Here is a 12561-nt window from a genome sequence, read left to right on the forward strand (position 1 = left end):
GCTTCCTGTAAAAGATATTCCAAACCTTTAATCTTATAACCTAATAGGTCATTAGAACTTTAATAGTTTAAAAAATTATTATCTAATATTATTCTACCATAATCTCTCTTACTTAAGTACTGCTAGAATCTGGCGAATCATATCTGGATCCCCATCTGGCAATGTCACTGTTTCCGCATGATCCAAGATCCCTTGGGTAAATTGCGTCATAAACTCTTCACTATTGAGTTCATCTGCAGACTGTTGCCAATGACTCGGAACAGGATAGATCGTCACTGTTCCATCACCGTTGGATGCATAAGTCACATGACCTTCTGCAGAAATAGGAGTAAACAACTGACGCACATCTTTTGGATAATCCACTCCTAGCCCACCAAAGTAAATTTTTGTACCAGCACTCTTCTCATTAATACTCAATTCTGTTGGTACAGACTTGATCACATAAGCCCAGACACGCGCAGCTTCGACCTGAGCATCAGTGTAGCCTGGATAATCATTTTGGTCTGCCTTCTTCGAAGATTTAACCTCGCTATCCGATCGAGTATTCCACTTTTTGGCCTTACTCGTCTTAGACGTACTACTGCTATCGTCTGTATCTACTTGCTCCCGATCTTTCGGTTGCTCTTTCTTGCGATAGTAGAAATTGTCATCATCGCCATAAGCCGGTGACTGACCAGCCCAGATCCGATCCTTAGACTTATCCGAAGCATCGTCTTTGCCCGCTTTCTGACCTTTTGGAAGGAGCAAGAGACCGTAGCCACCAACACCCGACTTGGCACTAACCGTCATCTCAGCGATCTGGTCCTTCTGCTTAAAGCTCGATGCATCAAGCTCAACATCCTCGCTGACCAAGCCCTTGTCATCAAAAACCAGCTCATTGCCACGACCATCGATCCAAGTCCCCTTGATACTCGAGTAGTCCTTAGCCTTAATGGCTTTCAAATCCATACCAGACTGTTTCTTTTCCGAAGTGCTGGTCTGCTTGGTATCCGAACTCTTAGGCGACACCGTCCTCTGGGGACGACCACACGAAGCCAAGACCAAAGCAGAAAGCACAATTACCAAACCTTTTTTCATATCAATCTCCCTTCACATACCTATTATTTTAGAAAAATAAGAAAGGAGAGTCAAAGAAAAAGCGGAGGGGGAAAATAAATTAATGACATAAAAGTCTGTAAAATTATTATTTGAATTTCTAAAGAAAAAGAAGCTCAATATATCGAGCTCCTAGACCATCATTTCTTGTTTTTCTTTCTTTGGGATCATTCGAAATAACACAGCTCTAAAACGTCAACACTCTGTCATAAGTGAACTACTCCCCAAAAGTTAGACAGAAAAAATCTAACTTTTGGGATGCAGTTCAACTGCCAGTGTTTTCTTTTCTATCTCTGTCCCCTGCCGAAATATAAAATAGGCTTTTAGAAAATTTTGGTCTACTTTTGGTCTACTTTTGGTCTACTTTTTAGCCATCTTATTTTTTGACTGACCTTCGCTTTAATATTATTTATCCCTCATAAATTGATTAATTTTATTCTTCTTAGTTGTTCTTTACTCCGGTAATTCTACCTTCAAGCTCATATCTGTCGGTTGCAATACTTTCTGAACAGCGGTGAGAAAGGATAGTCCATTATCCGATGGAGAACATTGGAAGGTGATATGAATGACTTTTTTATCAAAGCTATCGCCATATCTATCCACATATTGCTTGCTTTCGAGGAAGTAGATATAGTTATTGAGTTTTTCTTGCAGAATTTCCAGATGGACTGCTTCTATCTCTTCCTGCCAGCCGACTGAATCCACCAGAAGAAGCTCTAAATGATTATCAACTATACCAATAGCGTCAAGTTCGCTAGGTTCTAGTTCTGAAACAATAGTTTTTTTTACAAGAGCTTTAAACTCTTCAACATCAAACAACTCACGTTGATCTTCTATATTTGGTAGCATAGTTTCAGGATGATTACGTATATAGTTTCTATCAATATCATCTTGCTTACTTAAGGGCCAGTGCCCTGTTTCGGCATAAATCATCACCTCATATGCTTCCCTAGAAGATTGAAATGCTTTATCCATTAGTTCCTTAGTAATGGGATAGCATACTTCTGGGCCCATAGCTCCTCCAACTTCTTTAAAGAAGCTAATTTCGTAATAACCATCTGTTTCATATACAACAAATCCATCGCCTCTATGTACAATCGTATTGGAATGATTATAATCATCTAACTCATCTGCCTTTGGCCAACGATGATGTTCACAATAAAACATTACTTCTAAAGCATCTTTTTCTGATTTTGAAACACGTTCTGCTAATTTTTGGCTAATGGGAAAGTTAAGCACTTCTTTCCCTCTACTCCACAGGATCTGATAATCATTCTTGTTTTTTAATATCGTACAATTTTTGTATTGTTGAATTTCTGTTGTCATACTATTTCTTTTTGTCTATTTCAATGGTGATACATAATCATCTGGAAGTTTACCCATTGATTCTATCCATTGTTGTTCCGCTTTGGGAATAAGTATTTCAAGTTCTTTGTTACTAAAAAGCAACTGATTTTTACGGTTAGAAATCAGCACAATTGGCTTTTTTCTAGCTCTATCTTTTCTAATTTCGTTCTTTTCTTCTTCTGACGGTGGCCAAGAATCGTGTTTAATCTTCCAAGATACTTCGCTTAGCGTTCTTTCCCCACTATCTAATAAGGCAAACAGCTCATTTGGTAATTCATAGACAACTAACCAAGAAACTACGGTTCCTTCTTCTAAAACCAAATAATACTTGTCCTCATCTCTCCATATATGCTGACCGTATCCTTTTACCTCTTCAAACTTGGTAACATCTTCCCATTCTAGTTTTGTTGGTTTCATTTGTATTCTCCTAGTGCAAGTTATTTTCTCAACCAGAATATCATAAAATCAGGCTTCTTTTTCTCATCCTCAATAGGCGATGCCATCTTTTACCCATTTTCTAGTTTCTAACTCCAAATTAAAATAGAAATCTCTTCGACCAGATTTATCAAAACAATCCTCTTTAAGAGCCTCGCATACAATTCCCAGTTTCTTCTTACTTATCTCAGAAATATATAGCATAGTAAATCCTGCAGGAGATTCAATTTGGTCGATTTTCTCACCTTCTAAATTATAAACCTCTAGTTCTGATGGAACGTCAAAATCGCTGGATGAGCGAAATATACTGAAGATTCGCTGATATTTAGGGCTAAAGCGAAGATAATGTAAATGATGAAAACTAATCTGATGCTTCCCATTATGATTCCAATCTAGGGTTCCTTCTAGTATATTTTGTTGCCCTAACAATTTTCCTTCTAAACTAAAGTAGAAAATGATTTTGCTTACAAAGTTTTCTCCACTATAGACGATAACAATGTTCTCATCTTTATTATATTCCGCATGAATGATATCTGGTTGTTCTATCTTTATTACACAACCATCCCACTCCCATATGACCATCCGTTCACCGTAATCGATTTTCATCATCCTTCTCCTACTCTAACTCAGATAAATTCGAGATGCATTGTTTGCTCAGTCATCATGGACTGCACTTCCTCGACAAGTTTATCAATCTCGTTCTGTGTGATACGAATGTGGTTGAATGATGCCTCACAATTCTGTATACTTGACCTATATACAGTAAAACTTCCATCAATCAACAATTCTCCCTTTTGCTTTTAAAACATTACCATTTTCATAATCAAAAGTGATGATAGACCTTGGACTAGAAATTTTCATTTTCCTTCCTTTTCTTATATCCCTTTTAGACTAAACTTGCAGAGCACTCATAATCTTCTTAATTTGGTATTCCAACATGATAGAATTACCTTAAAAGACAATGTTACGTTTTCCACTATTATACCATACAAGAACTTTCCCCAAGAACCATCCTTGCATAAACCAACAAAAAAACACTGAAGATTCAGTGTTCTTTTCTATTTATGTCCCCTGCCGGAATCGAACCAGCAACTACTCCTTAGGAGGGAGTTGTTATATCCATTGAACTAAGGGGACCGATAAAAAAAGAAGCGAGATCACTCCCGCCTCCTTGTTCGTCTTAACGACGGATTTCTTTAATACGAGCTGCTTTACCTTGCAATGCACGAAGGTAGTACAATTTCGCACGACGTACTTTACCGTAACGTACAACTTCAATCTTTTCTACACGTGGAGTGTGTACTGGGAATGTACGTTCAACACCGACACCATTAGAGATTTTACGAACAGTGTACATTTCAGTGTGTCCTTGACCTTTACGAGCGATAACAACGCCTTCAAAGATCTGGATACGTTCACGAGATCCTTCGACAACTTTCGCGTGTACACGAACAGTGTCACCAGGACGGAATGCAGGGATATCAGTACGAAGTTGACCTTCAGTCAAGCTTTGGATTAATGGATTCATTTTATTCTCCTATCTTCGTCAATCTTGAGGGACCTCCCTCAGCGGATAAACTGTATTTTTGTGCTTCCATTACGCACAGAAACTATCATATCAGATAATTTCAGGTTTGTAAAGCTCTTTTCTCTACTTTTTCGCAACTTTTTGACCGGAATAAATGCTCCACTCTTTTGGCAGGCAATAGGCGATAGCGCAAGCAATGACGAAGAATGGCAGGTTGGCATAGCCAAAGACTTCTCCTCCGATTAAGATCGGTGCGAGCAAGGTCGTCGTCGCACTGCCAAAGACACTAGCATATCCGATAGCAGCCACGACTAAGACTGGTAAGCCCAGCATAGGAGCAAGAAAGACTCCAAGCGTAGCTCCGATCGCAAAGAGCGGGGTCACTTCTCCTCCTTGGTAACCAGCTGAAATCGTCACCACGGTAAAGAGGAGCTTCAAGATCCAGTCATAACTCTGCGCACTACCCTGATGAAAAGCCACATCAATCAGATTGGTTCCAAGTCCACTATAAGTGCCGACCTTGGTGAACTGGAGGGTCAAGAGGACCAAGCTAAGTCCAGCCCCTATAAGGGCAATCCGAATATAAGGATTAGGCAGTACTTTCGCGACTGTTTTCTTCAACCAGGAAAGGCTAACTGCAAAGAGTTTCCCAGCGAGTCCAAAAGCTAATCCAAGAAGGGCAACTTTGATCAAGGTCTCTGGTGTCCAGCTCAGCGTTTCTCTCAGTGGCACAGCAAATTTCTCCAAACCAAGGGCATGAGAGGTGAAGCTAGCCACTATTGAGGCGATGAGCGCAGGATAGAGAGCCATCAACTGCAACTCCCCAACTGTCAAGACTTCGAGAGCAAAGAAGGTTGCTGCGAGTGGCGTCTGAAAGAGCCCCGCAAAACCAGCTGCCATCCCGGTCATGAGAAAAATACGCGAAGCATCTGGAATCTTGATATGACGGGCAAAACGATGCGAAAGGGTCGCTCCGATCTGGACCGCTACACCTTCCCGACCGACCGAACCACCAAAGAGGTGGCTCATCCAGGTCGTCAGCATGATCAAAGGCACCAAGACCAAGGGGATTTTCTCCTCACGCACGTGTCCGACATCAAAGATGAGGCCCATTCCTTTTGAAGCCTTGCCACCAAAACGTTTATAAAGATAAACGATGACAAGCCCCGCTAAGGCCAGAAAAAGAATCAAGGGCCAATGCTGGCTTCGGAAATCCCCGATCAGGAGAAGACCTTGACCAAAAATCATGTCAATGGCACCGACCAAGAGACCAATGAAAAGAGCCATCCCTGTTAGGACCACATACTGTTGTGCTTTTTGCTTGATAGATAGACTAGTCACGCACCCTCACCTCCTCTTGGAAGTCTCTCGAGCGCTTCATCATATCTTGGAACTGGGATTGAATAGTCGTGCGATACTGATCATCCGTCACAAGAGAGCCGACTTTCTCTAGCACCTCTCTTTCCCTTCCCTGATCGAGCACAGGTAGGCCCTGCTGCTCCTTATATTCTACAATCTGACTGACACAAACCATCCGTTTTTCCAGCAAGGCTACAAGCTCTTGATCGATCTGGTCAATGTCCTTACGAATCTGATCTAAATCCATGTGTCTCCTCTTTATTTTGGATATAAATCGAGGCTGTAATCCATCTATCCAGCCTCTTTGTCATTAATTTGCTTTTGCTACGAGTTCTTCTGCAAAGGCTTCTAATTTTTCAATGTCTTCGTCTTCTGCAGACAAATCAACTTTGACACACTCAGAACCTTTTTCAGCACCAGTCGCAGCGAAGCAACGGTCGAAATCATCAACTGCTTTACAGAATTCATCGTAGAAGGTATCACCTGATCCTACAACACCGTAAAGTTTGCCTTTGAGATCAAGGCCAGCCAAATCTTCGTAGAAATCTTGGATCTCATCTGGAAGTTCTCCATCACCGTATGTATAAGTCGCTACCACTGCGATATCCGCATCAAGGAAGTCCTCCGCATCCACAGTTGTACACTCATCCACATCTACTTCGACACCAAGATCACGGAATTTGTCCGCTACGATATCAGCAATTTCTTCAGTATTTCCGGTCATACTAGCAAAAACAATCTTCGCTACAGTCATAATTTCCTCCCAAAATCTATTTCCCGTATTATACCACTTTTTCAAGCATTTTGCACGAAACCTTTCCCGATAAGGTGAAAGAAGGGACACGTTTCAAGAATTTGGACCGATTCAACCTAATCACCCTCGTTTTCTTCTTGAATTGCTTTAATCGTTCAATTATTATCCGTTTTTCTTCTCCAACTCGTACTCCTCTTTAATATCTTTAATACGCTGGATTTCTTCATCTAGTTTTTTATTAAATTCAGATTCAGTCTTATATGGATATGAAAAACGGCTCCAGGTGTACCACTTCAACCCATTTTTCCCTTTAAAATACCATTCAAGTTTGATCGGTAAATAATCTCGATTATAGGTGATCCGCACTTTGGTAAATTGGTCTTCTTTATCTAAAACTTTAGCCTCAAATCCAGGTGTCATTTTTCCTTTCACTTGTGATTTAGTGATTAGAGATTTCGGATCTCGTTCAATGATAAAGTTTGACTCCTCGATCTCTTCTTTTGGAACCTTTAAATTCAGAATTGCGGAAGTGACATTTCGGTATAAGTTTCTATGATACCTATCAGATGGTTTTTCGTCCGAATAACTGCCATATTTTTTACCATTTTTTACTACGACTTGTGTGATACTATAAAAATTATTATTCTTTAGATCATATCCGTTTTCAAAATTATATTTATATAAATTTCCATTTATCGAGCTATCCACAACAATAAACCGCTGTTGTTCTAATATCGATTTTGAATCTTCTTGAATCTTACCTCTTTGAACAACTATGAAAATTCCAGCAACAACTACAAGAATCAAAGCAACTAGAAAAACTTTTAAACTGAATCGTCTCTTTTTAACTTCTTTCATCATTTCCACATCATTCTAACAACATATCTAATCCAAAGGAAATGTCTTCCTAACAAAATAGTTGAGCCCTAAATAAGCTAAGATTTATTTCAAAAACAGGTCAATCACCCTCATTTTCTTTTTGAATTTCTTTAATAGTTTTGATTTCTTCATCAAGCTTCTTATTAAATTCAGCTTTATTCTTAAATGGGTATGAATACGTGCGCCAAGTGTACCATTTCAGACCTTTTTCACCCTTATAGTACCACTCGATTTTGGTTGGTAAAAATTCTTTGTTGTAGGTGATACGAACTTTGGTGAATTGACGTTTTTTATTTAAATAAATCGCCTCAAATTCTGAGTGATACTCTTCTTTCATCAATTTATCGTCCACAAACCTTTTTGGTGAGCTCGTAATTTGATAGTTAGATTTCTTTATTTCATCAGTAGTAATTTTGTTGCTCAATAATACCGATGAGAGTTCTTCATTTATCGCAGATTTGTAATACTGTTTACGATCCCAGTCTGCTTTATAACCGCCATAAACTGTATCGTCTTTCACTGCCGTTTCATCATTATAGTAATATTCCTTTTTATCAAGATCCAACCCAACCTCAAAATGCTCTTCGGTAGGATCTCCCATTTTGATCATAACAAATTGCTTTTTCTTTAAAACATTCAATGCTGATCGATTGTTACTGCAACTACTTATAAAAAACAGGGCAAGAATTGCCATCATTATTTTTGGCAAATGAAACAATAATTCCCATTTGCTTGTTAATCTTTTAATGTGTTTCATCTCTCTCATTCTAACAAAATATATACCTAAAAGGAAGTGTCTTCCTAACAATAAAGCTGGGCCCTAAATAAGCTCAGCTTTATTTCAATAACAGGTCAATCACCCTCATTTTCTTCTTGAATTTCTTTAATAGTTTCGATTTCTTCATCAAGCTTCTTATTAAATTCAGCCTTATTCTTAAATGGGTATGAATACGTGCGCCAAGTGTACCATTTTAGCCCTTCTTCACCCTTATAGTACCACTCAATTTTAGTAGGTAGAAACTCTTTGTTGTAGGTGATACGAACTTTGGAAAATTGACTATCCTTGATAGAATATCTACCTTCAAATTCTGGCGGATGTTTTTCATCTAATAATTTTTTATTGATGAATGAATCAGTTGAACGAGTGATTTGATAGTTGGAATCTTTTATATCTTCAATATTAATGTGGTGATTTAAAAGTGCTGAAGTGAGCTCAATATCCAAAGCTCTTTTATAATACTCCGCAGCACTATATTCCTGACTACCACCATACAATTTACTATTTTTTATTGCAGCTCCATGGTAATAAAAAAATTCTTTATCTTTTAAATCAAAACCCGCACTGATTGATAATTTTTTATCATTATCTGAAATACTTTGAGTCTCAATATAACGTTTATTTATTAATATTGAATGAGTATCACTTATGCTCTTTGATGTACTCAGGGCTACGAGTATACTTATTATACCCGCGATCGCTAGGCTTAATGCCACTAGCATAACTTTTATATTTATTATACTCTTCCATTTTTTCTTTTTCTGACATTCCTTTTGTATTACGTTGCCATGCTTCATAATCTTCATGTCCTCCTCCTTTTACAATATCCGCGAATTGACCTACATGACCAGTTTTTTCATCTGTTTTACCCAAATCATCTTCATAGCGAAATAGTTTTTTTGCTTCAGTTCGAGTAGCTGGCTCAGGAGTGCCATCCACATCGAGCATTCCATGTTTACCTTCGTAAAACTTAGTAACATCAGAATTATCACCTTTTGAAGGACCATAGTTAAAGGACTCCGTATTTGCAATTTCTCTTAATTCTTCTTCAGAATAATGATCTGGGTTGGAATCATAGCGACCATTTGGAAGTTTGTGCTTGTCATAGGCATCCCATTGGCTATCAAACTCGCCGGTATCCATATTCACAATAAACTCCACCATCCGAGCATTGTTTAAATCATTCCCTTTAGATGAATTGCCTTTGGGTACTTGAACCTTCATATTATAGGGATGTTTGAAGCCATCTTTTGGAGTGAAGCGGTTATGGTAGTTAGAGCCAGTTGTATAATCAAATTCAATATTATTTTCTTTACCATATGCTAACAGTTTTTCGTAATCATTTGCTCCTTCGTAATGACTGCGAATATAGTAAATCGCTTGACGATCCAAGTAATAACGGAAGAAATGGACTTGCTGCCGCAATGCAATTTCTTTTTGACTAATTTTCTTTAGTTCATTATTGCGTTCTTCATCAGTAAGTTTTTTATCTTTCAATGAATTAAGATGTTTATCACCGAATGCTTTTACAACATCACGTCTGAAATACATGTTGAAATCACCGTGTGGTGGTAGGTTCTCTGAAATTTTATGAGTCTTGCTTGTCAAATGCATAAACTGATTACCATCCGTTTCTGCACCTAATTGCTTAAGAACAAGTTCTATTTTTGCTTTCGAATCAAGTTTACTACTAGCATACATCTCTGTATAAATATCAGATCCAATCTCCTTGGTTTCCGCATATAAAGCATCTCTCCTTGCATTTAACTCGCTACCTGTCTTGATATCTGCTGTTCTTTTTGAAACGCCTTTGACATAACCTTTGATGGCATCCTTATCCCAACCATCTATTTCTTTAAGGTTCACTGATTGTTCACGTAATCCCGTGAGAAATTGGTTATATTCGAACGCTGATACATCCTTTGGTTTCGTTGGCAAATATTCATTTTCAAACTCTTTATTCTTAATCGTTTCATTTACGAGATCAGACCAGGATAAATCCTTTGGAATAGAATACATTCCCGTATTTGGATCCCACGCTACGTTAATTTGATTGACAGCTATTTGAATAGCTTGGGCTAAAACATCAATTTCCCAGAAGATGCTTGGTGACGTTGCATTAAACGCTCTTAGTTTGTTTAATTTTTCTTGTAGTTTATTTCTAGCAGCTTTTACAATACCATCTAATACGTTTAAGCCTTGAAGTCGCTGTAATCTCTGCAAGCGTTGAAAATCTCCAGCACTAGTCGATTTACTAGCTGCAATTTCATTAATCTCCGCATGAAACATAGCAATCATCCGATCACACTGTTCAATATCAGAAACCAACTTTTCTTCCTATAAGTCCTCATCAGCCACCTCAGAGCGATAGGATTTTGGGAGCTTTTTCACACTTTCTTGTGTCGCATCCGCTAAAGCTATCCCGGCCTCTTTCAATGGCTTGACAACACTTGTCACAAAGGTTCTAAAAGAGTCGTAAGCTTGTCCAGACAAGCGTGAGGCTGAGTTTTCTATTTGGGTTAATGATCTTTCTAGTGCCTCATAGGCTTTCAGTTGCTGCTCAACCATCGTCCCTGTGCTAGTAGCCTGACTATCCAAACTACCTCGATAAACTTCAATTCCCATCGTCACACTCCTTTTCAAAGTTTAGTTTTTTTCGTTCGTGATAAATATCATTTAAATCATCTTCGATTGTTCTTTTTTGGATAGCTAATTCATCTATTTCTTCCAAATAACTAGTTGAAATTTTTTGCGATTCATGAAGGGCTTCCTCCTGAAGGTGGTCAAAAAAATTTCTAGAGGAAGGATAAGATTCAAATACATTCCATAAAAAACGGTGTGCATCATAGCTATACGCTTCAAAGCGGTTCAAATCCTCTTCCAACTTTCTTGTTTCTTTTATAATGGCCCTTTCTTTCTGGAAAAGTTGGTCTTCTTTTTTTCTTAATTCTGACAGTCGTTGATCGTAATCCATCTTCCTACTCTTTCAACCTATTGCATGCTCGCAGCAGTCGCTTGATCCACTTCTGTAAATCCAGTTGAAACACTTTGTAGGTTGGTCCCGATTGATTCAATCGCTGCTGCAATTTCTTCTGCTTTGGTTTTAGCAGTATCAATGGCTTGATGGGCAGCATCATTACCGGATAGTTTGGTTTGTTCATCTTTTGAAGCTGATGCAACTCCCGAAAGTGCATTCCCACTACTTTTTAAAGAAGCCGCTAACTCTTGCGCCGTATCAGCATTACTTTTAATTTCAATCATCCTAGTCCCTCCCATACTCAATCTATTCATCCATTCTACCAAAATATTGAACTTCTGTAAAACCGCTTCCATAGTTCCTACATAGTGATAAACGCTTGCTGGATGGGCCTTTCTTATGTTAAAATTGACTAAGAAAACGAGGTAATGTATGAACGTAATGAATGACATTCTTGAAAAGATTCAAGCTTATGACACAATTATTATCCACCGTCACCAGAATCCGGATCCGGATGCGATTGGGAGCCAAGTGGGCTTGCGAGATCTCCTGCGTGCGCACTTCTCTCAAAAGCGGGTCTTGGCAACTGGCTATGATGAACCGACCTTGACTTGGCTTGCTGAGATGGATGAGGTCAAGGATGAGGATTATGAGGGGGCTTTAGTGATTGTCTGTGATACAGCCAATACTCCCCGAATCGATGACAAACGCTATATGACTGGTGATTTCCTGATCAAGATCGACCACCATCCAAATGACGATGCATATGGCGATCTGCTCTGGGTTGATACAGACTCAAGCTCTACCAGTGAGCTGATTGCACTTTTTGCTAAAGAATTGGATCTCGAACTCCCGGTTAGTGCTGCGCGTCTCCTCTATGCTGGGATTGTTGGCGATACAGGTCGCTTCCTTTATCCTGCTACTTCGACTCGGACTTTTGAGATCGCTGCAACTCTTCGAAGCATTCCCTTTGATTTTACAGCACTTGCTCGTCAGATGGATACGATCAATCTCAAAACTGCTAAGCTTCAAGGCTATGTCTATGACCATCTTGAGATCGATGAACATGGTGCTGCGCGTGTTACCTTGACACAAGAGCTCTTAAAGAAATTCGATCTACGGGATTCAGAGACTGCTGCAATTGTCGGAGCTCCTGGACGCATCGATACCGTGTCTGTTTGGGCTATCTTTGTCGAGCAGGCCGACGGTCACTTCCGTGTCCGGATGCGTAGCAAACGAAAAGTGATCAACGAGATTGCCAAACGTCATAATGGTGGTGGCCATCCACTAGCTAGTGGAGCCAACTCCTACTCCCTCGAAGAAAACGACCAAATCTACAAAGAGCTACAAGAAGTGGCTCGCACGAACGAAGGCTGAGAACGATTTCTCAGCCTTTTTATCTTGGTCAC

At 39.2% G+C, this 12561-nt stretch carries 14 protein-coding genes, 1 tRNA gene and 1 pseudogene; 1 reads left to right on the forward strand and 15 read right to left on the reverse strand.

Features of this window, described 5'->3' with window-relative positions:
• Positions 1-108 precede the first annotated feature (108 nt).
• The 15 genes and pseudogenes from SM122_RS02410 to SM122_RS02480 all read right to left on the reverse strand — a co-directional run bounded on the left by SM122_RS02410 (position 109) and on the right by SM122_RS02480 (position 11436).
• Positions 109-1077, reverse strand: a complete 969-nt coding sequence (locus SM122_RS02410) for a DUF6287 domain-containing protein (protein ID WP_324737766.1) — start codon at positions 1075-1077, stop codon at positions 109-111.
• Between the two features lie 471 nt (positions 1078-1548).
• Positions 1549-2262 carry a DUF6572 domain-containing protein gene (locus SM122_RS02415; RefSeq protein WP_229042370.1) on the reverse strand — a complete coding sequence of 238 codons (714 nt, stop codon included), beginning with the start codon at positions 2260-2262 and terminating at the stop codon, positions 1549-1551.
• A 174-nt stretch (positions 2263-2436) separates the two neighbouring features.
• On the reverse strand, positions 2437-2859 hold the full coding sequence (locus SM122_RS02420; RefSeq protein WP_031575749.1) for a hypothetical protein: 423 nt from the start codon (positions 2857-2859) through the stop codon (positions 2437-2439).
• Positions 2860-2928: 69 nt separating this feature from the next.
• Entirely contained in the window at positions 2929-3483 is a 555-nt protein-coding gene (locus SM122_RS02425; RefSeq protein ID WP_031575747.1) for a hypothetical protein, read from the reverse strand.
• A 459-nt stretch (positions 3484-3942) separates the two neighbouring features.
• A tRNA-Arg gene (locus SM122_RS02430) sits at positions 3943-4014 on the reverse strand.
• A 43-nt stretch (positions 4015-4057) separates the two neighbouring features.
• The gene (rplS, locus tag SM122_RS02435; protein ID WP_003003254.1) at positions 4058-4405 is read right to left on the reverse strand and encodes a 50S ribosomal protein L19; all 348 of its coding nucleotides are present in this window, start codon (positions 4403-4405) and stop codon (positions 4058-4060) included.
• A 123-nt stretch (positions 4406-4528) separates the two neighbouring features.
• Positions 4529-5692, reverse strand: a complete 1164-nt coding sequence (locus tag SM122_RS02440) for a chloride channel protein (protein ID WP_155169252.1) — start codon at positions 5690-5692, stop codon at positions 4529-4531.
• A gap of 46 nt (positions 5693-5738) precedes the next feature.
• Positions 5739-6011 carry a chorismate mutase gene (locus tag SM122_RS02445; RefSeq protein ID WP_155169126.1) on the reverse strand — a complete coding sequence of 91 codons (273 nt, stop codon included), beginning with the start codon at positions 6009-6011 and terminating at the stop codon, positions 5739-5741.
• 63 nt (positions 6012-6074) lie between these two features.
• Positions 6075-6518 (reverse strand): flavodoxin, encoded by a 444-nt coding sequence (locus SM122_RS02450; protein WP_003007049.1) that lies wholly within the window; start codon positions 6516-6518, stop codon positions 6075-6077.
• 162 nt (positions 6519-6680) lie between these two features.
• Positions 6681-7379 carry a hypothetical protein gene (locus tag SM122_RS02455; protein ID WP_229042365.1) on the reverse strand — a complete coding sequence of 233 codons (699 nt, stop codon included), beginning with the start codon at positions 7377-7379 and terminating at the stop codon, positions 6681-6683.
• Between the two features lie 97 nt (positions 7380-7476).
• A complete protein-coding gene (locus tag SM122_RS02460; RefSeq protein WP_229042364.1) occupies positions 7477-8154 on the reverse strand; it encodes a hypothetical protein in 678 nt (225 codons plus the stop codon).
• A 95-nt stretch (positions 8155-8249) separates the two neighbouring features.
• On the reverse strand, positions 8250-8897 hold the full coding sequence (locus SM122_RS02465; protein ID WP_229042363.1) for a hypothetical protein: 648 nt from the start codon (positions 8895-8897) through the stop codon (positions 8250-8252).
• Positions 8818-10800 (reverse strand): annotated as a pseudogene (locus SM122_RS02470) (DUF3114 domain-containing protein). Before SM122_RS02470 ends, SM122_RS02465 begins: the two are co-directional and overlap by 80 nt.
• Complete coding sequence (locus SM122_RS02475) at positions 10790-11149, reverse strand: DUF3958 family protein (protein WP_155169124.1); 360 nt, start codon at positions 11147-11149, stop codon at positions 10790-10792. Before SM122_RS02475 ends, SM122_RS02470 begins: the two are co-directional and overlap by 11 nt.
• Positions 11150-11166: 17 nt before the next feature.
• Complete coding sequence (locus tag SM122_RS02480; protein WP_173018882.1) at positions 11167-11436, reverse strand: TIGR04197 family type VII secretion effector; 270 nt, start codon at positions 11434-11436, stop codon at positions 11167-11169.
• 148 nt (positions 11437-11584) lie between these two features.
• Here SM122_RS02480 and SM122_RS02485 point away from each other — a divergent pair, with 148 nt between their 5' ends.
• Complete coding sequence (locus tag SM122_RS02485; RefSeq protein ID WP_155169122.1) at positions 11585-12529, forward strand: DHH family phosphoesterase; 945 nt, start codon at positions 11585-11587, stop codon at positions 12527-12529.
• The last annotated feature ends 32 nt before the right edge of the window (positions 12530-12561 follow it).

It is taken from the genome of Streptococcus gingivalis, from assembly GCF_035544715.1.
Lineage (GTDB): Bacteria > Bacillota > Bacilli > Lactobacillales > Streptococcaceae > Streptococcus > Streptococcus gingivalis.